Here is a 24,747-nt window from a genome sequence, read left to right as displayed (position 1 = left end):
TTGTTTAAAATTTATACTTGGTGATAAATTTGAAAATTTCATTCTCTTGTACCTTTTGCAATTTTTTCCACCAACTCTGGTTTCATGGCGACAAGTTTATACGCCCCTCCATTGGCGTTGGAAACCTTGAACTCGGGGTAATAATCTTCTATCGTTTTATCGGTTAAAGTGAAATACACCTTCTCTAGTCCAGCCTTTACCCCGTACTCTTTAAAAGGAATACCGTGAGCCATGAATATCACTCTTAGCCTCTCTCGAATGGTTTTACTCGGTATATAATCACCATTATTCATTTCTTGCTCGAACGCCTTGAATATATCATGCACTACATCAGGAGAGAATCGCCGCTCTTTAGCCATTTGTTCATGGAACGCTTTCATCATTTTATCTATTTCTCCTTTCTTGTAGTCGGCTTGTTCTATGGCAGCTTTGCCGATAGTATCATAGGCGTTCATTATATACTCGGCATCCTTGAACTCTTTCAACATCTCAACGTCGGGTGTGATATCGTGGTCGGGATTTTGTAATACCATTTGTCGTAACCTGTCGAGGTGATTGACAACCTTTTTCCAGAGTTGTTTCTTGTTAGTCTTTCTCATGGCTATTTTATCATCTTCTCCAATTCTCTTGGTGTCATCGATGAAATTAATATTGAAATGTCCCGTTCCCTCGTACGCCTCGTGCAAGCTTCGGGCGGAGGTGTAATATCCCTTCACTCTTTCCTCGTTGTAAAGGTTATCAACGGAGAAGTAGTTTATCTCTCCTTCCTTGTCCAGTAATTCTTTATACTTGATTTTTTCCAAATCTTCAAGTATGGCGGTTCTATCCGCCTTGGTGGTGGCTTCCTCCAAACGTTGGTTTAGATTCTGGTACGTGGTTTCAAATTGTCGTGTCATGGCGGTAACCTCTTCCTCTGTCATCACTTCCATTTCTTCATCAATGTTACTGATAATAGTAAGAGAATTGTATGTATTTCCATCGGCATACTTGTTCCTGAACCTTCCTTGTGCCTGTATCACCTCTGTGTACGGGTCAACAATAGAGTGTGGGATACTACAATCTGACAATATTAAAATATCAGGCTTCTTGATGGTATAAATATCAACGGCAGAAAAGAACCGACAAGTGAAGAAATTTATCTTGGCTAGCGGTAAATCCAGATTCTCGTGGCTGTTCTTGAAATTGCACTCTCTCAACTTCTTCACGCTCTCGTTAGAACAAAACACTTTATAATCTTCCTCTTTTATCAAGTTATTATTTAAAAGGTAGGTTATCACTTTATTTATTCCCGTGGTGGAATTGAAGAAGACGCATAAACATGGGCTGTTCTGGACTAACTCTCTTAACTGTCCCGTCATGGTGCGGTTGAAACTTCTCGTTACTATTAATGTCATGTTCTTCCTGTAATCGAAATTTGGAGCCACTTTCCAAATCTTGAAATCCTGTCTTTCCAGTTCGGGGTGACGCATTTCTAGTGGAGTGGCAGACACCATCGCTTTCCTCTCGAACTTGAAGAAGTCATTTATCGGTTGTGATATTCTGGGACGGTAATCAACGTCTTGAGTTATCTTCTCGCACTCGTCAAACAGGCAGAAGAACTCTTTATAGATGTCTATTCCCAGTTCCCGTGCCGCTAGCCTGATTTTCTCGAATCCCTCTGGTGTGGTTAATAGCTTTTTGTTGGTGATAGACTTGTTCTTTAAAAAATTCTTTACCAGTGTTTTATTGCATAAAGCGTACACCGCTAAAGAGTTGTCAACCTTTTCAGCTTTACCGATAATAACAGGCACGTTGGGTTCTATAATAATAGAGGGACGTTTAGCCAAGTGTAATTCCCAGTAGGTTGCCCCGATACCTGTTATAGTTTTGTCAAGTATAACGTTACTCCCTATCTCGTGAATACCTTTATTTTTGAACGCTTCTACTAGAGTTTCGTTACTTTCAAGTGTGAAATACTCTGTTCTCATGATATTATCTGTTTACAAGTTACAGGAATCCCGTCTGGTGGTAATTTTGAAAATTTCATGTTGTATATGGTTTTCAAAAATTTTCCACCAACCATGAAAAGGGGACTAGAGCGTTATCTCCAGTTACTTTCCAGATTCCAACCTTTGCCTTCAACACTGCTGAAGACTTGCAGACAATCTAATGAGGTGCGCACCGTTAAGATTGATTTGTCACAAAAGTAGAGTTCAGGGAGAAGGTGTGCCATAAAGAATAATAGCCATTTCGAACGCTATTCTTTAGACTTTCCATTTCCTTCAAGAACTCTATTTTCACGTGGCAAACTAACTTCAAATCGAGAGGTTAAACCATAAAGAATGGAGGTCATTTAGAGGTCTATTCTTTAGATGTTCTCTCTTTATCAATTCGTTCGCCAAGACAAAAATGCGGCAAAAAAGGGAGGTAGGTTATAAAGAAATATAGCCAGTTCAAGGGGTATTCTTTAGCTGGCTATTAATCAGGTATGTACGTGGTAATACTACCAGAAATAAAGTTTGGAAGGATTGTTAGGGGAGGTTCTATAATTACCTTGTGAGGCTGGTATCCATTCTGGTTTGTAACCATGCTTGTCCAGATAAGCTATTTTAGAGTTTATATAGTTCTCGTCGATTTGTTTATCTTCATCCTTTACCAGTCCTATCAATTCCATGTAATCGAGGATAAATTTATATATATCACTTTTTCTCTCCATGCCAGAACGGTTTACCAGTAAACGGTATATCCCTACCATCACGAGATTCTGTGCTGGATTATCCGCCTTACGCCCTTTCCTCGGTGAATAGACTTCTTTCAATTCTTCTTCCGCTTCTTCAATGGAATTTACTCCCAAGTATACATGAAGGTAAGAATCTAGGAGATTGGTAAACCAGCTCTCCATGGCGTTGTTAATGGTAATCTTTTCTTGATTATTACTTAAAGTGATTGATTTATCTTTCTTCCTTTTATCTCTTTCAAGGAACAGGTAGAGTTGTAACATTTCAGGTCTTACTTGCTGGAAATAGGTATCCATGTTATACGTTTCTTCCAGTAATTCAGGGTCGAGGATAGGCTTGAACGCTTCATGCTTCTTGTAGATAATGGCTAGCATCCAGAGAGTGTGAAATATGGCATCCCTATTTTTATCTGGCAATTTACTTGTCAACTCCTCTATTTTCTTTTTCAATCCATCATCTTCCAAAAGGATACCTTTTATGTTGTCTGTCATGTAAGCCAAGGTATCAACCACTTTTATCATCTTTTGCTCTCTAGGAGCGTAACGTTGCCAATCAAACGGGTTATCACTTGTTGCCAGTTCATCTAGCGTATCAGGCACTTCTATCATGTATTTATCCTCTACCTTACCCATGAATCCCCACGTGGCTAGATACATTCTTTCTATTTCTGGATATAACATTGTCCTGTTATAGGCGAAATACTCTACTAGAAATGGTTCTACTTGTAGTAAGGTTGCGACTGGATAGATAATATTGTTTGCCATGGTATGTATACTTTAAACAGGTATAAAGGTAAAAAAAATACCACCTCCCCAGAAAGAGGAAGTGGTATAAAATTTCAAAGTTTTAATCTCTATATGGAAGTGAAAATATTTCCACCAAATCAAAGTAAATTGCTCATTGCTTCATCTATCTGGTCATTCTCGAAACTATCCAGATATATTTGAGTTGTTTTCAAATCGGTATGTCCCAAGGATTCAGAGATTATTCCTACATTTACACCAGAGCGTCGTAATACCGTGGCAAATGAATGACGGGCGACATAGGTTGTAATATCAACATTAAGATTTATTAATTGGGCAATTTCTTTTAACCTTTGATTTGTCTTCTCTAACACATAGTGAATTCTCGTTTGCTTTTTCTTCTTTGTTGGATAAGCTTCATCATTTAGTATCGGAAATAGGTAATCATTAGACCGTTTATACTTGTTTATTATATCCAATGCTTCTGGCAGTATTTTCAATTTAATTTGTTTTCCAGTTTTTTGACGAAGATATATCAATTGCTCTTCAACTATATTACTGTCTTTTAAATGAGCAATATCAACGAAATTAATGCCTCCGCACAAATAGCTAAATACAAATATATCTCTAGCAAAATTCAATTCATTTCCTTTCAAAGCAATATTCATGATTTTCTGAATATCTTTTTTGGATATAGCACGTTTATTTGTTGAGGTATCAAATTTACTGACCTTATATTTCTTAAAAGGGTAATAGCTTTCATTTACAATTCCTTCGTCTATTGCTTTATTATAGGCAGCACGTAACGTTCTAAATTGAATGCTCAAAGTTGTATCTTTATTCTCTCTCTTCCTTAACCATTTCTCGTAATTATTTAACCAAGTAACATCTATATCGGAAAAATAAATATCTAACTTCTTTTTTGTAAACTTCAACAAAGAATTGTATGAACTCACGTATATACGCCAATTTCCTAATTGTTCATCATTTTCCATACTTGTAAGCAATTGTTCATAAAATTCTTTTACAGTCTTTTTTGTAACTTGTCTATGATTAAAAGTTATCAGAGATTGGGCAGAGTAATCTTTATCCTCCACTTGAAAAGTTAGTATTTGTTGTTGATATTTCTTGAGATGCGTTGAAATAACATTTTCTATCTTTTCTCGTTCAGGACAATTACGCTTGGGACGCCCTTTTTCAAAATCCCAATATTTAGGGTTGACGGATATGCCAATACTTATATATTTCTTTTTACCGTCTTTACATACTCTAAGCATTAGGGGATGCTCTCCATTGGCTAGCGTTTTAGATTTGTAACACAACACATTAACCGTTGCATTCATGTCAATTTTCGGTTTAACTCTTGGTTTAACTTTCCATCCAAAAACCACCTAAAATTGTTCTTGTAAGCAAAAAGAAAAGGAGCTACATTTTATCTTGTAACTCCTTGATTTCTTGCGGAAAGAGGGGGATTCGAACCCCCGAAACCCTTTAGAGGTTTACACGCTTTCCAGGCGTGCCAGTTCAGCCACTCCTGCACCTTTCCGGATGCGGGGACAAATATAGAAATTATTTTTGTATCATCACGTATATTCTTATCTATTTTTAACTGGAAATCGAACCGAGGAAGTAATCTATTGAGGAATAACAAATTATAAGAACTCTTTTCTTGTTTGTACAGAAATCATACAAAATACCGCTGGTTAAACGTTATTTTGTCAATACAAAAATAAGAAGAAAACCGAGAATAAAAGCATATAGAGCAAAAAAACATACAAGCAATATGTACAAAAATAAGAAGGTGCCCTCCCGTACGAGTACGGATACTATATATATATTTTGACCATATTTACAAATCTGGTTTAGAGAAAAAGAGACAATAGAATAAATAATCAAAGTGATGCTTTTATATACAATCTAACATCATCTCATTGTGGCGAAAATAAAAGCCGCCAGCATATTCTACTGACGGCTAACCCACTATTTCAGTGGTGACAAAACAACGCTTTTTTAACTGATTATTTTGATATGAAAAGCGCAATATATATCGTCCCTTGGATCACAAGATAAAACGATTTGTTTCCATCCTAAACGTTTAATCAGTTCTAATATCAACTGTTTAGCTTTCCAACGTGACTCATCAATATAAGTCTCGTAAGGAATCGTTATATCCCAACTCCCCAAAGGTACGTACAAATTAAGAAGATCAACGCAATGATCATCGCAATAACTTTTTATCTCGTCAAATGTTTCTAAGGCATCAAGTTCATAAGATTGTAATTCATTTCGCATAACGATTATTTTTTAGTGATAAATTAATTTGATAATGTAACAAACGTACAAGTTAGCAGCACTCTGGCGCAGTATGGCTGCGACAGAGCCACAAAGGGGTATAAGTATTACTATACAAACAGTAATAAATACTCCTTTCCATGAAGAAATAAGTCTCCAGAGTGGTTGCTGCCACGTGCGCTTTCCGATAACAAAGTGTGCAAAATATCGGCAGGGTGCATAGCGTCGTTTTCACTATGTTGAAGTGTGAATCGCAGAATCAGACGTCTACTGTATAGAATAGGGGAAAAACGGAAGCAAATGTTTATTTTACCTAATTGCGAAAGGTCTGGAAGAGAGAATAATCTCCTCCAGTATTCACAAAAACATCCACCTATCTGACTGTAAAACATATACATCGTTGATATTTATTTAACATCAATATCATGATACTCCTAGATGCTGGAAAGTTTCCCGTAGGTTATACCCATCCAGATTTAAATAATTAGAAGTCATCGCTAGGGATGAATGTCCTAACGCTTTTGATATCATTGCTAAACTCACCTCTTTTCTTAATAGCTGCGTAGCATACGAGTGTCTTGCAACATACGTGGTTAAAGGAATTGGTAATTTCAATTGTTTCCCGATCACCTTAAGATTATAATTCAGATTCTGTAATTTATTCCGGATGTGATCATACAATTCTACATATCCCAAATTTTCCATCTCCTTAGGTATAACTGGAAAAATATATTTACTCCCAGTATTACGTCGTTTATATTTTTCTATAATCTGGATGGCACGCTCCACTAAAGGTATAAAAATAGGTCGATTAGTTTTGCGTCTTACATAAGATAAGTTTCCATCAATAATATTCTCTTCGGTCAAATAAGCTAAATCTTTAAAGTTTATACCTGCGGTACAATACGTGAATAAAAACATATCCATGGCAAACTCTTGGTTACACTTCGTAGGCTTATAATTCAACAACTGATGAAGTTCAGCCTCTGATAATCCCCGTTTAGCCGTTACAATTGGTGCTGTTTTAAATGATATATCCCTAGCAACCTTTATACCCTGCTTTCCGGCACGTTCCACTAATGCTTTAAGCTTAGCTATCTTAGCCTTAATAGAAGCTTTTTTATTACCTTTCCGGGTACACCAATCACAATATTTATTAATAAAATCTTGATTAACATTCCGAATTGACAAGTCCTTACCTTCAATAAATCGATGCAGGTCTGCTTTAAGCGTTTCATAGGTTTTAAAATTACCCGTTCCTTTCAGTTTCTCTGATCTTATTATACGGTCAAAGAAAGCCATTAAAGAGCCTTTCGCTTGTTCTTTGCAGGATGATTCCTTGTCATAGTTGATGAGGTCTTGAGCCGTGAAAGAACGTTTTTGCAACTCCCACTCTAAACCGACTTGATCGTAAACATTTATCGTACTTTTGATAAGTTGATTCAATTCGTCAACATGTACACACCCTTTTTTAACGATTCCTCTGTCTTGATCCCAGTGTTGCAATTCCAGTTTCCCTTTAATCTTGTAGCTTTTAAAAGATGTCTTTCCATTCTTGTAAACAGCTAAATTCAATTCAATCAATGTTGTATCTAGTGCGCTCTCTTTCTTTAAACGAGAGTATTCACGGCACACGGTACGTATGGTAAATGCCATATCTATTAGAATTGTGCGGCAAAGTTGTACAAAATTCGTACAAAAAACTAGGGAAAAAGCCTTTATTTTTAGCATTTGCTTTGAATTATTTACTTTTGTTTCACAAAATTACATTCATCAAAACACTATATTTCAACAACTTACCCCCAAATAGGTATTACACTATTTTTTTGTCGATTTTTAACTGGAAATCTAAAACGATTTTTCTCACGGGGCGTATCAATAGTACAATTTCACCGGAGGGAACGTGAGATGAAACGGTGAAACTAAAGAGATTGCTAGCATTAGGAGAGAGGGAATTCCCGGTGTCACAACTAGGAAAAAGTGAATGTAGATTGTTGCTAGTCTCGGTGCGGTTACTTCGCTAATGGACGTAACCGCACTTTCTTTACATGGAAAATTTACCATAATTACCAAAAACTTGTCTGCTTTTTACGTATAGTCTAAGATATTTGGTAATTTCGCGGTAGAAAATAAAAAACGTTATGGACGATTTACAACACGTGGGATACAGCAAGGAGGTCATTGAATTTGTGGCCGTGGCAAAGGAATTTTGCGGGTATTTAGAATCCGCGCAAGAGGAAGAAAGAAATGATTTTCTCTCCAAAGTGCAGAAATTTATCCCGTTAATCTATTTGAAGGGGAGTTTGTTGCCGAATTGCGAGAGTGACGAAATGGGTATGCTAGATGAAGCGGTAACGGAAGAGGATTATAATATGCTGCTCGCATCCCTGCACGGGATACTCGGGGAACATGACGAGTATCTTGAAGTTTTTGACGATAATATGCAATACAGCGAAACTCCCGTCGTGAACTCGATATCGGAGAAGCTCTGTGATATATACCAAGATCTAAAGAATTTTATTTCCTCTTATCGCAGCGGCATGGTCGACGTGATAGCGGAAGCCCTGTGGCAGTTAAATAACAGTTTTGAATTATACTGGGGTAAATCCTGTGCCAGCGTGTTAAGAGCGATTCATCTGGCGATTTTCAAAGTGACCGACACGAGCGAACCCCAATAAAATCCAAGATACTAAACATGGAATACCAGACAAAGATAAGTGAGGAGGAGATAGAGGAGTTACCGCTCTTCACGTTTGACGGAGAAATCGTCGTGATAGATCACGAGAATAAGGTTCAAGCGGCCGTGGAAGATTTGCTCTCGTATCCCTACATCGGTTTCGACACGGAGACGAAACCGGCATTCAAAAAAGGAGTGACGCACCAAGTCGGCTTGCTCCAGTTGGCAACAGATAAGCGGGTGTATCTATTCCGCTTGAACAAGTGCGGATTCCCAAAAGAATTGCAAGCACTTCTGGCAAACGAGGAGGTCACGAAAGTAGGCGTGGGCATACGGGACGACATCCGTGGGTTGAGAAAATTGGGGAACTTTACTCCTGCCAGTTTTCTGGACTTACAGATTTTCGCCAAAGCGTTCAAGATCGAGGAAATGTCTTTCTCGAAACTCATGTCTATCATATTTCATGTAAAGATTTCAAAACGACAACGCACGTCCAACTGGGAAGCCCCGAAACTTACACCCGCCCAAGTTCATTACGCCGCGACAGACGCGTGGGGTGCGCTCAAAATGTATAAAGCGTTGAAATCCGGGAAGAGTCAACTTCAACAAGTGTCCTAATTCGGGACTTTATCGGACACGGGAATGGAAAAATAAAATGTTGTTCCTTTACCCTCCTTCGAGTTAAACCATATCTTCCCGTGGTTCATTTTCACGAAATCCTTGCAAAGTTGCAGTCCTAACCCGCTACCCTTCTCTTTTTGAGTCCCGTAAGAAATGAAATGCAAGCCGTCCGCGAACAGATCCCGTTGATGCTCTTCACTTATTCCTTGCCCTTTATCTCGCACGGACACGATCAGATACCCGTCCTTTTCCTCCCCGTCAATGTTTATTTCCCCGCCCGTGTAACTGAATTTTATCGCGTTTGACAGTAAATTGCGCAACACGGTTTTCATCATGTTTAGATCGGCATGAACCGGAAAAGCTTTATCCAAGTGATTGTATACTTTGATCCCTTTGGCCTCGGCGATATTTTCCTGCAATATCACGACATCTTTGGCTGCCTCGGAAAAAGAGAACGTCTGCAAAACAGGTTTCAATACCCCGTTCCGGCTATTGCTCCACAGCAACAGGTTTTCCAGCAACAAATACGCCTCGTCCGTTGTTTCCTGCAACATCTTGATCAGATGCTTGATATTGGAATCCGGAATTTTCTCTTTCTGGTGATCTATCGCCTCAAGAATCATTTTCAACGTCCCGATCGGGGCGCGCAAATCATGCGCGATAACCGAATACAATTTCTCTTTGGAACGTACCACATTTTGAATTTTCTCGTTCTGACAAGCAATAATTCGTTGAGATTCCAGTAAAAGCAACTGATTGTTTATACGCAGCATCAACTCTTTTTTACTCAGCGGACGGGAAATAAATTCCACTTCCTCGTAATCCGCCACTTTTCGAAAATCCTCGTGCCGGTTGGGAAGCGTCATGTAAAGTATCGGGATATGCTTGGTTAAAGTACTCTCTTTCAATTGACGCACGACAACAATACCTTTGCCGTCTTCCAACCCGAGGCGGACAATGATCAAGTCCGGCATCCTCAATTTAGCGAGTAAAAATACCTCGTCCGCCTCCAGAGTGGTTATCAACTTGAAATTCTCCCCGGCAAGCAGACTCTTCATTTTCTCCAGATTCGAGATGGAATCATCCGCCAAAAGTATCGTGTATTCGCTATGATCTATATGCATGCGCCGCAAATTTATAACCAATTTTTGACAAAAGCTCCTTGTAGAGCCGATTAAATGTCTCCGCCTTACCCGTCAACTCATCCTTTTCATCCGCGTTGGACGTAATCCCCTCATGGATAGATTTCCACATGGGAAACATGGATTCGGAAAAAGTTTGCAACTCCGTCTTCAATAAATTCAACTCGTTCTCCGCCTCCCTGTATTTGGTCACGTTATGCCCGATCAAATGAATCTCGATGTGCTCCCGTCCCAATCGCACGGGATAAGCGTACCACTCGATAAACACCACCTCGTCACGTCGCGCCAATTGGGCATGGAAGGTCAACAAGGTATCGGTATGTTTTGTCACCGCCTCCAACTGCTTGGAAGAGATATCCATTTCCGTCATCAAATCCCCTATCCTGCACCCGATAACATCGTCCGGGCTGTCACCGAATAACGAGTAAAAGGTCTTGTTGGAAAAACTGATATGCAGATGCCTGTTAAGCCTCAAAATGTAGTCCACCCGGTTCTCGATAAAATCCTGATAAAGAGCGTGATGTTTCACCAGCTTGCGCAATATCAACTCTTTCTCCAACGCACCCGACAGTACAGATGCCACCTGAATCAAAAAATCAATCTCCTCCTTTATCCACGGCTCCTCGTCATGGCAGCGGCTCAAGCATAAAAACGAGAAAAGATGACTCGATATATATAACGGTAAAAATATCGCGCACCGTACCTGCATGGCATGCATGATATTCTTTAACCCCTCGTTTGTCACCTCGTTTACATCCCGTATATATATATAATTATCCCTTTCCAACTCCCGCTCGAGTTTCCGGTCATAGTAGAAACTTCTCTTTTCGTCCGTTTCCGGGAACACGGATTCACCGTTTTTCGTCCACTCCTCCGATATCGTGAAAGTCATATCATGGTTAATACTCACGATATACACCTGATCGGCTCTCTCGTGTTCACCCAATCTCCTTAAAGCTTGTTTCACGTTTTTGTTTAATCCCACGTTAGTGGATAATAATACATTCAAATCCGAGAGAAACTCCGCCCCTGTCATGTTATTTTCTGTTTGCATACGTTCGTTTGGATCGTTTAGTCCTTAATAAATGCTTTCAATTGTCACTATTTATACCCGAATTTCACACTTTAGGTTACATAAATCCCTATTTTTATATAACAACAATAAAATACATCTCCAAATAATCAACTATTAGCCAATATATTAAATTCTCCTTCATATTTTCCTGTACAAAAAAGGTAGAAAACATTTGGTAACTGAGAAGATTTTTGTACTTTTGTGCCCGGGTAAGTCCTATGCGACCAGCTCCTGTCGAACTCCCCCAGGGTCGGAAGGCAGCAAGGGTAGATGGTTGTAGCGGTGCGACATAGTCAGCTTACCCTTTTTGGAGACGCCTCTTTAGCTCAGCTGGCCAGAGCACGTGATTTGTAATCTCGGGGTCGTTGGTTCGAATCCGACAAGAGGCTCAAGAAAGTAAAGTTCTTTCAGTTGCTGTTGTAGCTCAGGGGTAGAGCACTTCCTTGGTAAGGAAGAGGTCTCGGGTTCAAATCCCGATAACAGCTCAGGGATAGCAGTCAATTTCTTGGCTGCTTTTTTGTTTTATAGAATTATTGTTCAAATAAGATGCAACATAATGGTTTTCTCGGAACAACTGGAAAATCTGTTTTTTTTCATGTTAAGCGTAAATTTTGCACAGTCGAAACAAGAAAAATTTAATATCTCTAATACCCCTGAATACCCTCCTGAACTCTTTAATTTTGGCATTAAACGATTCGGCGGCCGCGTTTGTACTCCTGTTGTCAAAATAATTCAAAATAGTTTTCTCCTCAACATTCACTATTTTTGCAAAAAGAGCATATATGAAACAAGCTATTGTCAATAAATTAAGAGAATTTTTCATGCTACAACCTGTGGAAAAAGCATGGGAGTTTGGTTCTTACTCGCGTGGAGAAGAATCAAGGGAAAGTGATATTGATATACTTGTACGCTTTGATAAAAATGCAAATGTTACTCTTTTCAAGTATATTAGTATAGTGAACACTTTACAATCTCTTTTGCACAAGAAAATTGATTTGGTGGAAGAGGGACAGTTGAAAGATTTCGCCAAAGAATCAGCAGAACAAGATAAAATATTGATTTATGAGAGAGAAGCCTAAAGATATTAACCGCTTATCCCATATAGTAGAGGCTATTGATAACTTGTTTGAATTTACCCAAGGTATCAATTTTGAAGAGTACAAGGGTAACAAAATATTACGTTTTGCCATTATCAAGAATTTAGAGATAAATTGGAGAGGCAGCATATTTACTAACGAATGAATTTAAAGAAAAGCATCCGGAAGTTGAATGGAAAGTTATAATTGGTATGCGTCATGTTTTGGTACATGGTTATTATCAAATCAGTGATGAAATGGTATGGGCTACCATTCAAACAGAACTACTACCATTAAGGGAGAAGGTTGAACAATACAAACAAGAACTAGAATAAAACACCAGCATGAATAAAATTTACAGGCAATGGACTATCTCCGTTGCTTTTACTGATTATATTTGCAATAATCTAAAGACACCTTTTATATAAAGTTCAAATTCAACCACACACAACAAAAAGATATTAGATAATTTATATACCAATAAAGAAGCATTTAACTATCATTGCAGTACCGCTCATTTCCAAACCTTCGTAGAAAATGTAAAACCATTGCTTGCCGCAGAGATTGATATTCAAGTCTTTTAGAATAAAGAGGGACTGCCGTTTCCGGTCAGTCCCGCGCAGTAATGCGTGCATGTTATTCGTGTAGAGTAACACGCTTTTTACTATCTTAGGCAAGATGTAAAATCCTTTATTATTTCAACGAGCAATTATTATCTACCGTGATTCAAAAGCCGAAAAATGGGGGTACAGTAGTATCACACCTCGCGTTAACCTGCCCTTAACCTGCCCATAAGTTGGTCTTAAGTTGGTCTTAACCCGACAGGGCTATTTAATTACACCCGCTTACCCGTTAGCGTGCCACCTTTAGGCAGGTTTTACACGATTAGTTTTTCAATAACCGCTCTTGGATAATCTTCTCGTATCTCTCCGGTAAAGCACCTGTTTCTACAATCGGTTTACCCCCGACAGGGATAAAAAACAAGGTAGGAAGGGCTACCACGTTAAACTTACCGCACAATTCTTTTTCCTTGTCGGCGTTGACCTTCAAGAAAATGACTTGATCCTTGTATTTCTCCGCCATCTTTTCCAGCTCGGGAATCAGACGCATACAGGGACCACACCATGTCGCCCAGAAATCAATCACGACGGGCTTATCCCCCTTGAAGACAAATTCTTTGTCTTTCCGGTAGTCGTAGACCTGTTCGAGAAAATAATCCCGGGTGATCGGGGTCAGTTTCCCCGCTTCCACGGTAACAGTCGTTCCCTCCCGTGCGTCGTCCTTCACTTCCGCAAGGTCAAAAGATTGGAAATACACTTTCCGTTTCTGGTAATCGATGGAGATAATCCCTTCCCGCAAAATGCCCGTTCCCACCACGGAACGGGGTAATTCATTGTTAAGCACCACGGCAATAATGGAAAAACTGTTTTTCACGAAATCACACTTACCCGCGGTTTTCACGTCTGCTGTCATCACGGGTTTCCCGTAGCCGTTGTACAATGAAGTTTCAGTGCCGACCGAACCGCTCAATTTATCGAAATCCGAGGGAGTCAATGTCACCATACCCCCGTTCCAAGTATCGAAGACCAGAGAAAACGCCGTACCGTCGAGCGTCACGGGCAAAGCGACCGCCGAGCCGGGCAACACGTTCATATCCGCACGATGATCCAACTTCATGTATGACGGGCGGTAAGGCACGGTGGTGGTAATCTTCCGGCGGCGACTGTCGATAGTCAGTACCACGTCACGGAACAATGCGCCGCCAACAATACCGGCAACTCCCAGTTCACGCAAATAAGGCTCGTCTTCCAACACGAAAGCGGCAACCTCGTTACCGAACACGTTGTTCCCGAACGCCATCGTACTGACGGAAACACTACCGGACACGGGCACTTTTTTGTACTGGAACGTATCGTAACGGAAATCCCCCTCGCTCGCGGGATCAATATTAAGCTTCTCCACGTATTCGGGGAGAATGGCGGTATGCCCCGCCAAATCCAGCACGAAGTCGGCAGTCACGCCGTTTACTATCATCTCGATGATCATCTTCCCGTCCGTTTCCCGGTAATCTTTTACTTCCGTCGCCGTGTTCTTTACTTGAGCCGACGTCAATAGCGGCAACAGCAGGACGTATGCCAATAGATATAATTTGTTCATTTCCTTCACGTGTTTAATCTTTAAATCACCATTTATTAATCTCTACCCTCTTTTCCTTCCCGTCTTTCAGAATCACGATATACGCGGTATCCCCCTCGATCGCATCCATCATCGCGTCTATTTCCAACTGGCTTTGCTTCACGCCCGAAAGGTCGTTCCCGTTGATATTGACCACCCGGTCACCCAATTCCAATTTACCTTTCGCGCTATCCCACAGGGTGGTTATCTCGAAATGCCCTTTCACGGGCAATATCCCGACCTCCCATATCCGCGGAGCCCCGCCCATGTCCCGGACGGTATCGTCATAAGGGAAGAAATAAAAACGGTCGCGCATATAGTCGATAATCACCTTGCCGTGTTGCAACATATCCACCCCGATGATGGACGTTCCCATGTTGATCGTGACGCTCCCGATACCCGTGAACTTCTTGCCGAGAAAATCCATCTCGCCGATACTTACCTTGTCGAGTTCTATCGGCTTGTCAAGATTCAGCCCCCCGATCCCAACGCTGCCGACACCAAAAGCGTGTCCCGCTTTCTCGTTTTTCACCCGGTCTTTCAGATCGGCATAATCCCCGGAAGAGAGCAAAAGGAAACCGGAAGCCCCCGTGTCGAACAACACCCGTTTGGTCACGCCCCCGAAATCGACATCAACAATAGAATGGTGTGCCTGTCCCGGGTATATGGCTGTTCCTTCCGTGATTTTCAACCCCAAGGGTCGATAGGGATAATTGATTATCATGATCCGGGCACGGGCATCAAAAGTGATTACCGATTCGGCGAAGGCGTCACCCCCGAGGATTCCCGCCACCCCTAAATCGGCAAAGAACCCGTTCGCCGGGAAGATCATGGTTTCCAGTTTTGCCAGCTTGTAATTCGGGCTCAACTCGATGTCACGCAATATCCCGGTTTCAAACGTCTGCCCCAAGCTATTGACATCGGACACGCTTCTCGCCGCACCGGTACTTGTCGCCCCCATGCCTACCGCTACATTCCGCACGGTTCCGGTCTGCCCGCCCGTGTCAATGATATATTTCACTCGGACACCGTTAACGGTCACCGGGATAATGATCTTGTCATGCACAAATTCGTAAGGGATCGTGTCACAAACACGGCGGGTTGCCTGTTGCGCCCGAACACCGGGTAAGGTAAACAAAACGACAAGAAATGCCCCTACTGATTTTATCTTCCACATACGTTATTATTTTCCTGCCTGTTCGGCTGCCACAATCGCTTGATAAGCATTCAGTATTCCCCCAGACAAGCATAGATCATCGAAAAGGAATAAATCCTGTGTTTGTTTTCCTCCCACCAGAATACCTTTTTCGACTTCAACTCCTTTCCGGGAAGTGACGTTATCCAATAAAATTTCCCGTATTTGCGCTCCTGTCAGATTCGGGTAATAGGCTTTTATCAAAGCCGCCACCCCGGCAACGGAAGCCGTTGCCAGCCCCACGCCGGAACCGGTCTGGTAAGTATCGCCCGTGTACGCGGCATACACGTTGATGCCGGGAGCGTACAAATCCAGCTCTTCCGCCCCGTAATTCGAATTCATGGACGGGTTACCATTTTTATCGGAAGCACTCACGACGATCAAATTCGTCAATTCTTTCGCGCCATCCATCCAACGATTCGGGTAAAATGTCACTTTTGCCAAATCATACGACAATTCCCACGCTGGAACGATGACCAGCACCCCTTTACTCTCGGCATAGCGTAAAGCCTCGCTCATCCATTTCTTTTGAGCCTCCGGGTACAAAGAGTTCTGTTGCGGCAGCACGATGATATCCGCTTTATGCTCCACGGCATACCGGATAGCTAACGCCATATCTTTCAAGTAAGGTTCACCGCCGCTTCCTGCCACGCGCAAAGTCATGATCTCCGCCTCGTCCATAATGCCGTCACCTCCCAAGCCGTTTCCCCGCTTGGCACCGATCACCCCTGCCTGCATCGTCGCGAATGCCGCATCGGAAGTCAGTAGCACGTTATTACCGTATTTGTTGTCTTTTATATTCAAGTAATCGTCACCCGTGATTTCTTCACGCTTGTCGTGACCGTTCTTTTTCAATTCCTGTTCATATTTTTCTTTTCCACTCTCCGTGACGCTCTCCACGAAATTCTTGTATATCACATCGTAATCATCGACCTTATATATTTGAAAACCAAGAGCTATCATCGTGAAAGCGACATCTCTCAAAGAATCTTGAGGGGCTTTCGGGTCATAACACGTTTGAAATTCTTTCAAGGTTATCTTCTGACCGGGGAATTTCGCGTCCAGTTCTTTTTTAAACAAATCCCCGTATTCCCGAATAACATACCCGATCTGCCAACCGCCGTATGCCTTGGCAATTGAAGATTCCGACAACACGCTATTCTTGTAATAGGAGTATTCCGACAGATTCGCCAGTGCGGACACTTTCGTCCGCTTGCCATCTATAATTTTGAAGAATTCGCCGTTACTCGTGATATAATCCGCGTATTTGTCTTTCAATCTCAAAAATTCCCGATTTCCCTCGCTCGTGATGTTTTCCACGACCTTACCATCTTTACCGCCAAGGAAGTTCCAGCCGTTAATATCGTCAATCAACCCGTTTTTGTCGTTATCTTTCCCGTCCGCTTTTTCTCTCGGGTTTATCCAGATCGCCCGCTTCAAATCTTCATGCTCGACGTCGATTCCCGTCCCGACGAGAGCCACGACCGGTCGTTTCATTAATTTCTTTCCTTTCAGAAATTCATAAGCCTTGTTCACTTCCGCCCCGTACACCCCGTCCTCGCTGAAAGAACAATTATACCAATCCAAATCCGATTGTTGTTTCCGGGTTTGACTATCCTGCTTGATCAACTGTGCATTCGCCACGCTCACGCACGCGCTTAACACGAGTAATAATAAATACTTTTTCATCATTTACAGTTATAATATTATACAATACGAAACCTTATTATCCAGTGATTGCCGATTCAATGATTCCGTGATTATATAATCATGAAATCACAGAATTTATAAATCCAGAATTATTCCCGTCTGGCTTTTAAGATCGCCTTTTTCACCTGCTCTCCCCGCAAGCCTCGTTCCACGATACGCCCCTCCTTATCAATTAACACGATAAAAGGAATACTGTAAAAACCATAGGCTTGCTGTATCGTGTTCGGCTTATCGCCCGCCGTGAATCCTTCCTTGTTCCAAAGCATGACCCAAGGCAGATTTTCTTCTTCCAACATTTTCCGCCAATCCTTTTCCCGCTTATCCAACGACACGCTGATGAACTCCAAATCATCCCCTTTCAATTCATTATAAATCGGCAGTAAACTTTTCATCTCTTGCCTGCAAGGTCCACACCAAGACGCCCAAAAATCAACCAGCACGAGTTTCCCCCTGAAATCGCTCAAGCTAACCTCCTTCCCGTCAGAATCAACATAAGTGAAATTATACGCCTCGGCACCAATCGCCCATTTTTTCAAACTATCCACACGTTGCCGCAACCATTGACCGGAATAAGACGCTTTCGCGTCTTCGGGCATACACTCCCACAATATTTTATTCGGTTCATAAACTTGAATATTTGCCAGATAAGCCAACGCGCTGTACATCGAACCGTTCAGTTTCTCTTTTATGCCCGGGAATGTTGCGCCCGCCTTATCGCTTTTCTCTTTGGGCAACCAATTCAGAATCTCGTAATATTCATCAATACCAGCGAAATCAATGGAACTGTTTGAAATATTCTTACTGTCATAGAATCCCTTCACGGTAATCTCCCTGTTGGTTAAATAAACCGGTTGCGTTGTTTTTCCCAAACGTAAAATATACACGTCCGGGGTAATTTCCTTGGGACCCATTGAAAACACTTGATCTTTATTGATTTCCGCGCTCAGGATTACTTTTCCCGTTATCGTTTCTATTTTTATCGTCGTCGGTTCCAACACCCTCAATTTCCCGGATACTTTCAGTCCGGATTGGGCAAAAGCCGACACGTTCGTTACTAATAGTAACAAAACAGTCCATTTCAATTTCAACATGGTGTCTTTATTAAATTAATCCCGGAAAAGGAGTTGCCCGAAAAGCCTCTTCGCCCGATATGACACGTCAAGACTTTTCGAACAACCCATTTTATTTATTGCGCTACTTCCGGTCCCTCGGCAATAGCTTCAAGGTCAACATTGTAATTCTCTTTCACGTAGTCCACAACTTGTTGACGGGTTTCCGCCAGCACGGGGAACTTCGCAGCAAATTGAGTATCAAACTGTTCCTTCGTGTAAAATAAACACATATGGATATAGCATATAAAACACTCCCGCGGATTCATGTCATTAATACTCGTCAAAGCACTTAAACGAAAACCGATAAATCCCATCTTTCCGGGAAAACCTCTCTTCATGTAATAATTCGGATCGTCTTCATTGACAGAACCTGTCACAACGGGAGTCTTATAGTCAAAGTTTCTCCCGAAACCGTTAGGCATCACTATATTACCTCTCTCGACAGCATTCCGAAGAATGATCTGCATAAATTCACCCCTGTACAATCTGAATCTATCGGCAGTCGAAGGCGGTGCAACCTCTCCCACGGGGTTTCCCATTACTTCCTGCACGTACCCCCAGCCAAATGCCCAGTAGTCCAACCCGGAAACACTTAAATTCGGGGTTGACTTCGTGACATATCCCGGCATCAACTCCATGCGAAGAGCCAGATCATACGCCATATACAAGTATGGCGGCATAGCCTGCTGGATGACATCCCGGTTGAGGTAAGCGAATATATGGTTTTTCACGAAATCGACAGCGGCAGCTTCTTGCCCTTCCTGCACATCCTGTCCTTCATAATGTGCCTGCGCACCCCCGCCTCCACCTGTCCATGAACGATCGAAATCATCCACGGTGAAATTTTTATAAATCACGTAAATCCCGAAATCGTCATATATCTTCTGAATATCTTTATCCCAACTCTCGTCTCCCTGCGGGAATTCAAAACGGGATTCAATAACCCGGTCACCGGGAGTCAGGCTGTCTTCATCGTAACATGAAGATAATAGTGCCACTCCCATTATTCCGTATAGTAATTTCTTTAGAATCATAGTATTCATCTTTATTATAAATTATCTAGGATTTGCCAATTTGTTCTGCTCCAATTTCCGGTTTTGCTCGATCACCGCTTGCGGGACCGGTAAGGTGTACGAGGGATCATTCTTCTCCAAGGTGTACTGTTTCACGAGTACCCCGTTATCCCACCATTCGCGAGAGAAAGAAGGCATCCCGTAACGACGCAGGTCAAACCAGCGATGTCCCTCGAAACACAACTCCAAACGACGCTCCCGACGAATCTGCTCGACTAGCTCGTCCCCCGTCAGTCTACTTTCGTCCTGATAGTTAGCGATACGGTTGCGTCTTAACTCGTTCAATGCGGACAAGGCTGTCGCCTCATCGTTGTCCATAGCGGCAGCTTCCGCCAGATTCAGATAAGCCTCCGCCACCCGGAATGCCATACCGAAGACGTTTTCACCGATAGGCTCATGCATATAGTTGAACTTCATCTTACCATACGGCAAGTAACGGCTCTGATCCGCGTATTCCTTCACGATATAACGGTCTTTTCTCAAATCACCTTGCCCGAAACCGTTCAACAGACCTCCGGAGGCATTGAATTTCTTTCTTGTTATAACTTCCGTACCATTCGTCTGACTTATATAAACAGAGGTGTATGTCAGAATATCATTCGTACTGCCAAAGTTCCAAATCACCTCGGGCGAATCCATCGTGAGGAAATTATAATAGGGCTCCTGAGCAGTCGGGGCTTTCAAGGTGTTCAAATTCAACAACCCGAAATTCCAATCATTAATTACCTTACCTGCGTAAGTAGCGGCATCTTTCCAGTTTTCCATGTACAGGTAAACCCGCGATTTCAATAATTGCACCATAGGCAGACTCGTTCTGTAATCCCGTCTGAAACGCACTTCTTCCGGCAAAGCCTCGTAAAAAGCCTCCGCCTTATCCAAATCATCAAGAATCAAATTATAAACTTCTTCCACCGTGTTTCGGGGTAACTCCATGGCCTCCATGGCACTGGTCGTTTTCAGAGGAACGCCCAAAGCTTTTTTATTGTAGTTATACGGCTCTCCCCAAAGGTTCACCAACTGGAAATAGTAGAAAGCACGCAAAGCATGCGCTTGAGCCCGAACAACAGCCTTTTCGTCAGCGGAACCGGTCACGTCGTCCAAGTAGTCCAAGGCGGCATTCGCCCCGCGTATCCGAATATATAATCCCTTCCATGAATTATTATTGTAAAAAACTCCCATGTTATCCATCGTGACGAACATGTCCGGTTGCCACGAATACAACGCGTGATAAGCGGTAAAACTCATCGCACTGTTCGCGTTGGCAGTTCCGGCAAAATCGGAACAAGTGAGATCGTCATCAAACAGCGGCAACATGGCAAATACAGCCTGACCGTCTACCGATCTCGGGTAAGCCTCTCCCAGCAACATCTCGTTCAACGATGTCGCAGTTTTCGGTACAAACTCCGTTTGTGAACTCGGCTCAAGGAAACTGCTGCAAGACGAGCTTCCTAATAAAACCAGCATAAAGAATATAATATTTTTTCTCATCATCTTATCTATTAAAATCCGACATTAATTCCAAATGAATACATCTTCGGCATGACACTATCACCCAACTCGGGATCAAACCCGTTGAAGCGTTTGCTCGCAATCACGAAGAGATTGTTCACGCTCGCATCCAATGACAAACTCTTCAAACCGATACGTTGGCACATTGCCGGAGTCATATTCCAACTCAACGATAACTGACGGCAACGGAAGAATGAAGCATCCACCACCCGCGCGTCGGATTGATTCCATGCCTCGATCCAAGTCGGATTCGTGCCGTCCGGTGTTTGCAGGGTATTAATGGCAGAAGTCACCAATGCCGGAATATTCGTGTGTTTCTCGTCGCCCGGTTTTTTCCAGCGTTTCAGCAAGTCACGGCTCAGGTTTATATCCGGCTCCGGGATTCTGACAGAATAAGGGAAATTCGCGTAAGGCGAGAGTAAACGTTTCTTCCCTCCCACCAGCAAGGCGAAACTGGAAGACAAGTTAAACGATTTATAGCGCAAACCCAAGTTGATACCACCCGTGAACGTCGGTTCACTTGTACCGGAATACACGAGGAACGACGTCGGATCAATGTCCGGATCCGCCCCACCCTCTGGGATGTCCAACAAGTTAAACAAAGGACGTCCGTTCTCCTCGCTCAACCCGGCAAACGAATACGACCAGAAACCGCCCAACGGGTAACCTTTTTTCAATATCTGAGTTCCCGAACCGCCCAAGAACTGACCTAACTTGGCTTGAATTTCTGACTTCCCGGTTTCGTTCCAGTTCTTCGACGAGTTCAACGAAACACTCAATGCCCAATCATCCGTCCTTACCGGGGTAAAACGAACGGTAAATTCCAATCCGCGGTTATGCACGATACCACCATTCAGATTCGTGGTTGAAGTTCCGTATTCAAAAGGCAACTCGTTAGAAACAATCGCATTTGTCCGCTTCGTGTAATAATCAATCTCGAAACTGACCATCCTGAACAGTTCAAAATCGACACCGATATCCCAAGTTTTGGTACGTTCCCATGAAAGATTCGGGTTCGGGATAGAAGATATGGTCGAGTAATATTGATTATATATACTAGCCACACCCATCTGTTTCAACAACAAATCCGGGCTTAAATTGGTCAAGGCATTCCCTTGAATACCATAAGTCACGTCGATATTCAACGTTGAAAGCCAAGGCAAATATTCCTTCATGAAATTCTCCTCGGCGGCGTGCCACGACAAACCGAACGAATAAGTAGGATCGAAACGGTTGTTTTTATCCTGCGCAAAACGGTTGGAAGCATCATTACGAACCGTCACGTTAGCGACATAGCGATTCCTGAACGTGTAGGCGAACGTCCCGAAGAAAGACACGAAATTATCCGTTTTCAACTCTTTTTTCCACCTTCCCTTGTAGATATTATCCAAGATACCCCAACCGGTAGAGGCACCGGAAATAGGCTCAAGGTCTTCTATCGGGGTAGGCTGCACGAGGGCGCCCCCGCGATCCGGGGAATAACCATACACGGTATTGGAATTATTCGATGTCCGGGTGGAACGGATTTCCATCGCGAGCATCACGTTCAGACGATTGTCCGGGTTGAAGCCCTTCGATACGATCAACTTGTTTTGTATATTGTATCCGCTTTGCAAAGCGTCCGAGGTAAATAACTCACCCCCGAAAGGCAATATCGCGGCTTTAAATTCCCGGCTATCCGGATCCACGGAGTTAAAGTCATATCCCCGGTAATCGGAAGCGATCCCGAAAGTTCTCTCCGTGCGGTAAGATTCGTTGTTCTTGTTATCCCGCGTGTATCCTCCCGTAAATTGATATTTCAACCAATCCGTGATATCCCAGCTAAAGTCCAATGCTGCGTTAAAACGGCTGGTTTCTACCGAGGAACCGCTATTATCACGCTCGTTGATAAAGTTATATCCCAAATCCGTCAAGGTATTGTTAAGCGAATAGGAAGCACTTTTCCGGTAGAATAGCAAATCCCCGTTTTCGTCATAAGCCGGCAAGGCTCTTGAAGTCGTGGTAGCGTAAGACATCGGATTTACATCTCGTCCGAAACCTTTCGTTTTGGAAGTCACCGCATTGAACGTGGTGTACAATCGGACATTCTCGCGAAGCCGCATATCTACCGCCACACGACCGGTTAATTTCTCGTCCGAGTTCCCGATTTCCTGCCCTTCGGCGTTACTGTAACCCGCGGAAACATTGTATGTTACTTTCTCCGTTCCTCCCGACACGCTCACGTTGTGATTGTGGCTCACGGCAGAGTGTGTCAATAATTTGAACCAATCGGTATTCATCGTTTCCAATTGCCCTTTACGGTCAAAATACTCGTCTTGCGACAGTTCGCCCGCGAGGTACATTTTCATGATACCCTCGTAGGTATGATACTGCTTGATAGGCTCCTTCAAATATATCGCCTTGTTCGCAAAAGCATCTTCCGAGAACTGCACTCTTTCCTTGGAATTCATCAAGTTGAACATCCCGTAATTCGGCCTCGTATTCACGGTCATGTTGCCTGAATAATTAATCGTCATACGATCTGTTTTACCTTTTTTCGTCGTCACCACGATAACACCGTTAGATGCCCTCGAACCGTAAACAGCCGTGGCGGAAGCATCTTTCAACACGGTAATAGTTTCGATATCCCGCGGGTTCAACCATGAAATCTGACTACCGAGGATATTGGACAAATCCTGCGTCATATACGTGGTAGCGTTCATCTTGATAGGATCTTCTTGGATGATACCATCCACCACCCATAACGGGTCTTGGTTACCCAGAATAGTCGATGTACCCCGTATCTTGATCTTGGGACTTGCCCCGACGCGGGAACTTGTGTTAATCACCATCAATCCGGCCACTTGTCCCTGCAACATCTGGTCTATCGAAGAATAGGCAGGCATCATGATATCCGAAGCCTTCACCGTGGTGTACGACCCCACCATATCTCTCCGGTTGATAGACTGGTAACCCGTCACGACCACCTCGTCCATCTCTTGGGCATCTTCTTCCAATACCACGTTCAACTCTTTCTGCCCGTTCCATTTCACGTCTTTCGTCTTCATCCCGATAAAAGAGAATACAAGCGTCAGACTATCTTTTTGTACCGTCGTGAAGGTAAACTCCCCGTTTATCCCGGTTGCCACGCCCGTGCTAGTACCTTTCTCGATAATGGTCACGCCGGGTAACAGTTCTCCTTTCGAATCTCTTACCGTTCCCTTGATGATGACCATCTTCTTCTTATCTTCATCCTCACGCTTGATAATCACGGCGTTTCCCGAAATCTCGTAAACCAGCCCCGTGCCGCTCAAACATTGATTCAATATCTCGTTTACCGTTTTGTCAGTCACGTCAATGGTCAACTTGTTCACCTTCGCGATGTCCCGAGTCCCGTACATGAACACGAAATCGGTCTGCTTCTGAATCTCCCAGATCACTTGTTCCAGTGATACATCTTCCATTTTCAGCGTCAAGCCGTTACCCTGCGAGTACACCGCAGCGGATAACTGGAAACTGCTGATTAAAATCAATACAAGTTTCAATTTCATTACAAATAAAATTTTTTTCCATTTTCTTCGTCCGAAGAAAACGGTTTCTTGTTTTTTTTTCATAATTTTGAATGATTAAAAGTGTAACAAACTTTAATTT

At 42.6% G+C, this 24,747-nt stretch carries 21 protein-coding genes, 3 tRNA genes and 1 other RNA gene; 8 read left to right on the top strand and 17 right to left on the bottom strand.

The features are described from left to right. Window positions 1-38: 38 nt before the first annotated feature. The 6 genes from ACK8P8_RS04830 to ACK8P8_RS04805 all read right to left on the bottom strand — a co-directional run bounded on the left by ACK8P8_RS04830 (window position 39) and on the right by ACK8P8_RS04805 (window position 7,408). Window positions 39-1,967, bottom strand: coding sequence for a hypothetical protein (locus ACK8P8_RS04830; protein ID WP_369859262.1), 1,929 nt, complete (start codon window positions 1,965-1,967; stop codon window positions 39-41). 515 nt (window positions 1,968-2,482) lie between these two features. Continuing rightward, window positions 2,483-3,481 carry a hypothetical protein gene (locus ACK8P8_RS04825; RefSeq protein WP_369859263.1) on the bottom strand — a complete coding sequence of 333 codons (999 nt, stop codon included), beginning with the start codon at window positions 3,479-3,481 and terminating at the stop codon, window positions 2,483-2,485. Between the two features lie 119 nt (window positions 3,482-3,600). Next, entirely contained in the window at window positions 3,601-4,803 is a 1,203-nt protein-coding gene (locus ACK8P8_RS04820) for a phage integrase SAM-like domain-containing protein (protein ID WP_369859264.1), read from the bottom strand. 115 nt (window positions 4,804-4,918) lie between these two features. Beyond that, window positions 4,919-5,006: transfer RNA gene (locus ACK8P8_RS04815), tRNA-Ser, on the bottom strand. A 464-nt stretch (window positions 5,007-5,470) separates the two neighbouring features. Further along, window positions 5,471-5,752 (bottom strand): hypothetical protein, encoded by a 282-nt coding sequence (locus ACK8P8_RS04810; protein ID WP_369859265.1) that lies wholly within the window; start codon window positions 5,750-5,752, stop codon window positions 5,471-5,473. Window positions 5,753-6,175: 423 nt separating this feature from the next. Beyond that, window positions 6,176-7,408 carry a tyrosine-type recombinase/integrase gene (locus ACK8P8_RS04805; RefSeq protein WP_369859266.1) on the bottom strand — a complete coding sequence of 411 codons (1,233 nt, stop codon included), beginning with the start codon at window positions 7,406-7,408 and terminating at the stop codon, window positions 6,176-6,178. Between the two features lie 485 nt (window positions 7,409-7,893). Between ACK8P8_RS04805 and ACK8P8_RS04800 the strand changes: the two genes are divergently transcribed. Next, window positions 7,894-8,430 (top strand): DUF5063 domain-containing protein, encoded by a 537-nt coding sequence (locus ACK8P8_RS04800; RefSeq protein ID WP_227217333.1) that lies wholly within the window; start codon window positions 7,894-7,896, stop codon window positions 8,428-8,430. Between the two features lie 17 nt (window positions 8,431-8,447). After that, the gene (locus ACK8P8_RS04795) at window positions 8,448-9,047 is read left to right on the top strand and encodes a 3'-5' exonuclease (protein ID WP_099290503.1); all 600 of its coding nucleotides are present in this window, start codon (window positions 8,448-8,450) and stop codon (window positions 9,045-9,047) included. Here the strand turns inward: ACK8P8_RS04795 and ACK8P8_RS04790 are convergent. Further along, complete coding sequence (locus ACK8P8_RS04790) at window positions 9,044-10,174, bottom strand: hybrid sensor histidine kinase/response regulator (RefSeq protein ID WP_303180380.1); 1,131 nt, start codon at window positions 10,172-10,174, stop codon at window positions 9,044-9,046. The genes ACK8P8_RS04795 and ACK8P8_RS04790 overlap by 4 nt on opposite strands. Further along, window positions 10,158-11,246: a PAS domain-containing protein gene (locus tag ACK8P8_RS04785; RefSeq protein ID WP_227217331.1), complete on the bottom strand. Its 1,089-nt coding sequence runs from the start codon at window positions 11,244-11,246 to the stop codon at window positions 10,158-10,160. Before ACK8P8_RS04785 ends, ACK8P8_RS04790 begins: the two co-directional genes overlap by 17 nt. 228 nt (window positions 11,247-11,474) lie before the next feature. On the opposite strand from ACK8P8_RS04785, the gene ffs reads away from it, so the two are divergent. The 3 genes from ffs to ACK8P8_RS04770 all read left to right on the top strand — a co-directional run bounded on the left by ffs (window position 11,475) and on the right by ACK8P8_RS04770 (window position 11,752). Next, window positions 11,475-11,574: signal recognition particle sRNA small type (ffs, locus tag ACK8P8_RS04780), an RNA gene on the top strand. Between the two features lie 8 nt (window positions 11,575-11,582). After that, window positions 11,583-11,656 (top strand) — tRNA-Thr (locus ACK8P8_RS04775). A 24-nt stretch (window positions 11,657-11,680) separates the two neighbouring features. Next, window positions 11,681-11,752 (top strand) — tRNA-Thr (locus tag ACK8P8_RS04770). A gap of 113 nt (window positions 11,753-11,865) precedes the next feature. Here ACK8P8_RS04770 and ACK8P8_RS04765 read toward each other — a convergent pair. Further along, window positions 11,866-12,090 (bottom strand): transposase, encoded by a 225-nt coding sequence (locus ACK8P8_RS04765; RefSeq protein ID WP_369859267.1) that lies wholly within the window; start codon window positions 12,088-12,090, stop codon window positions 11,866-11,868. Here ACK8P8_RS04765 and ACK8P8_RS04760 point away from each other — a divergent pair. Genes ACK8P8_RS04760 through ACK8P8_RS04750 form a run of 3 tightly spaced genes read left to right on the top strand, consistent with a single transcriptional unit; the run spans window position 12,050 to window position 12,678 of the window. After that, entirely contained in the window at window positions 12,050-12,346 is a 297-nt protein-coding gene (locus ACK8P8_RS04760; protein ID WP_369859268.1) for a nucleotidyltransferase family protein, read from the top strand. The two genes, ACK8P8_RS04765 and ACK8P8_RS04760, sit on opposite strands and share 41 nt — an antisense overlap. Beyond that, complete coding sequence (locus ACK8P8_RS04755) at window positions 12,330-12,509, top strand: ribonuclease HepT family protein (RefSeq protein ID WP_369859269.1); 180 nt, start codon at window positions 12,330-12,332, stop codon at window positions 12,507-12,509. The genes ACK8P8_RS04760 and ACK8P8_RS04755 overlap by 17 nt, the downstream gene beginning before the upstream one ends. Continuing rightward, a complete protein-coding gene (locus tag ACK8P8_RS04750) occupies window positions 12,478-12,678 on the top strand; it encodes a HepT-like ribonuclease domain-containing protein (protein WP_410025593.1) in 201 nt (66 codons plus the stop codon). Before ACK8P8_RS04755 ends, ACK8P8_RS04750 begins: the two co-directional genes overlap by 32 nt. Before the next feature lie 135 nt (window positions 12,679-12,813). On the opposite strand, the gene ACK8P8_RS04745 is transcribed toward ACK8P8_RS04750, so the two are convergent. The 8 genes from ACK8P8_RS04745 to ACK8P8_RS04710 all read right to left on the bottom strand — a co-directional run bounded on the left by ACK8P8_RS04745 (window position 12,814) and on the right by ACK8P8_RS04710 (window position 24,647). After that, entirely contained in the window at window positions 12,814-13,020 is a 207-nt protein-coding gene (locus ACK8P8_RS04745; RefSeq protein WP_369859270.1) for a hypothetical protein, read from the bottom strand. Window positions 13,021-13,228: 208 nt separating this feature from the next. Beyond that, entirely contained in the window at window positions 13,229-14,500 is a 1,272-nt protein-coding gene (locus tag ACK8P8_RS04740; protein ID WP_369859271.1) for a thioredoxin domain-containing protein, read from the bottom strand. A 25-nt stretch (window positions 14,501-14,525) separates the two neighbouring features. Beyond that, window positions 14,526-15,695 (bottom strand): PDZ domain-containing protein, encoded by a 1,170-nt coding sequence (locus tag ACK8P8_RS04735; protein WP_227216078.1) that lies wholly within the window; start codon window positions 15,693-15,695, stop codon window positions 14,526-14,528. A gap of 6 nt (window positions 15,696-15,701) precedes the next feature. Next, on the bottom strand, window positions 15,702-17,402 hold the full coding sequence (locus tag ACK8P8_RS04730) for a S8 family serine peptidase (protein WP_369859475.1): 1,701 nt from the start codon (window positions 17,400-17,402) through the stop codon (window positions 15,702-15,704). A 110-nt stretch (window positions 17,403-17,512) separates the two neighbouring features. After that, window positions 17,513-18,514: a TlpA family protein disulfide reductase gene (locus ACK8P8_RS04725; protein WP_369859272.1), complete on the bottom strand. Its 1,002-nt coding sequence runs from the start codon at window positions 18,512-18,514 to the stop codon at window positions 17,513-17,515. 95 nt (window positions 18,515-18,609) lie between these two features. Continuing rightward, the gene (locus tag ACK8P8_RS04720) at window positions 18,610-19,578 is read right to left on the bottom strand and encodes a hypothetical protein (RefSeq protein ID WP_410025575.1); all 969 of its coding nucleotides are present in this window, start codon (window positions 19,576-19,578) and stop codon (window positions 18,610-18,612) included. Window positions 19,579-19,590: 12 nt separating this feature from the next. After that, the gene (locus ACK8P8_RS04715; protein WP_369859273.1) at window positions 19,591-21,099 is read right to left on the bottom strand and encodes a RagB/SusD family nutrient uptake outer membrane protein; all 1,509 of its coding nucleotides are present in this window, start codon (window positions 21,097-21,099) and stop codon (window positions 19,591-19,593) included. A gap of 8 nt (window positions 21,100-21,107) precedes the next feature. Continuing rightward, window positions 21,108-24,647 carry a SusC/RagA family TonB-linked outer membrane protein gene (locus ACK8P8_RS04710; protein WP_369859274.1) on the bottom strand — a complete coding sequence of 1,180 codons (3,540 nt, stop codon included), beginning with the start codon at window positions 24,645-24,647 and terminating at the stop codon, window positions 21,108-21,110. Window positions 24,648-24,747: the final 100 nt, after the last annotated feature.

This window comes from Butyricimonas muris, from assembly GCF_046365375.1.
Lineage (GTDB): Bacteria > Bacteroidota > Bacteroidia > Bacteroidales > Marinifilaceae > Butyricimonas > Butyricimonas muris.
This window is presented reverse-complemented; position numbering and strand designations above follow the sequence as displayed.

What these genes read in the sequence shown, in the direction of transcription:
- ACK8P8_RS04830 (WP_369859262.1), bottom strand. Translation starts at nt 1,967, where the DNA reads ATGAGAACAGAGTATTTCACACTTGAAAGTAACGAAACTCTAGTAGAA.
- ACK8P8_RS04825 (WP_369859263.1), bottom strand. Translation starts at nt 3,481, where the DNA reads ATGGCAAACAATATTATCTATCCAGTCGCAACCTTACTACAAGTAGAA.
- ACK8P8_RS04820 (WP_369859264.1), bottom strand. Translation starts at nt 4,803, where the DNA reads ATGAATGCAACGGTTAATGTGTTGTGTTACAAATCTAAAACGCTAGCC.
- ACK8P8_RS04810 (WP_369859265.1), bottom strand. Translation starts at nt 5,752, where the DNA reads ATGCGAAATGAATTACAATCTTATGAACTTGATGCCTTAGAAACATTT.
- ACK8P8_RS04805 (WP_369859266.1), bottom strand. Translation starts at nt 7,408, where the DNA reads ATGGCATTTACCATACGTACCGTGTGCCGTGAATACTCTCGTTTAAAG.
- ACK8P8_RS04800 (WP_227217333.1), top strand. Translation starts at nt 7,894, where the DNA reads ATGGACGATTTACAACACGTGGGATACAGCAAGGAGGTCATTGAATTT.
- ACK8P8_RS04795 (WP_099290503.1), top strand. Translation starts at nt 8,448, where the DNA reads ATGGAATACCAGACAAAGATAAGTGAGGAGGAGATAGAGGAGTTACCG.
- ACK8P8_RS04790 (WP_303180380.1), bottom strand. Translation starts at nt 10,174, where the DNA reads ATGCATATAGATCATAGCGAATACACGATACTTTTGGCGGATGATTCC.
- ACK8P8_RS04785 (WP_227217331.1), bottom strand. Translation starts at nt 11,246, where the DNA reads ATGCAAACAGAAAATAACATGACAGGGGCGGAGTTTCTCTCGGATTTG.
- ACK8P8_RS04760 (WP_369859268.1), top strand. Translation starts at nt 12,050, where the DNA reads ATGAAACAAGCTATTGTCAATAAATTAAGAGAATTTTTCATGCTACAA.
- ACK8P8_RS04765 (WP_369859267.1), bottom strand. Translation starts at nt 12,090, where the DNA reads ATGAAAAATTCTCTTAATTTATTGACAATAGCTTGTTTCATATATGCT.
- ACK8P8_RS04755 (WP_369859269.1), top strand. Translation starts at nt 12,330, where the DNA reads ATGAGAGAGAAGCCTAAAGATATTAACCGCTTATCCCATATAGTAGAG.
- ACK8P8_RS04740 (WP_369859271.1), bottom strand. Translation starts at nt 14,500, where the DNA reads ATGAACAAATTATATCTATTGGCATACGTCCTGCTGTTGCCGCTATTG.
- ACK8P8_RS04735 (WP_227216078.1), bottom strand. Translation starts at nt 15,695, where the DNA reads ATGTGGAAGATAAAATCAGTAGGGGCATTTCTTGTCGTTTTGTTTACC.
- ACK8P8_RS04730 (WP_369859475.1), bottom strand. Translation starts at nt 17,402, where the DNA reads ATGAAAAAGTATTTATTATTACTCGTGTTAAGCGCGTGCGTGAGCGTG.
- ACK8P8_RS04725 (WP_369859272.1), bottom strand. Translation starts at nt 18,514, where the DNA reads ATGTTGAAATTGAAATGGACTGTTTTGTTACTATTAGTAACGAACGTG.
- ACK8P8_RS04720 (WP_410025575.1), bottom strand. Translation starts at nt 19,578, where the DNA reads ATGAATACTATGATTCTAAAGAAATTACTATACGGAATAATGGGAGTG.
- ACK8P8_RS04715 (WP_369859273.1), bottom strand. Translation starts at nt 21,099, where the DNA reads ATGATGAGAAAAAATATTATATTCTTTATGCTGGTTTTATTAGGAAGC.
- ACK8P8_RS04710 (WP_369859274.1), bottom strand. Translation starts at nt 24,647, where the DNA reads ATGAAATTGAAACTTGTATTGATTTTAATCAGCAGTTTCCAGTTATCC.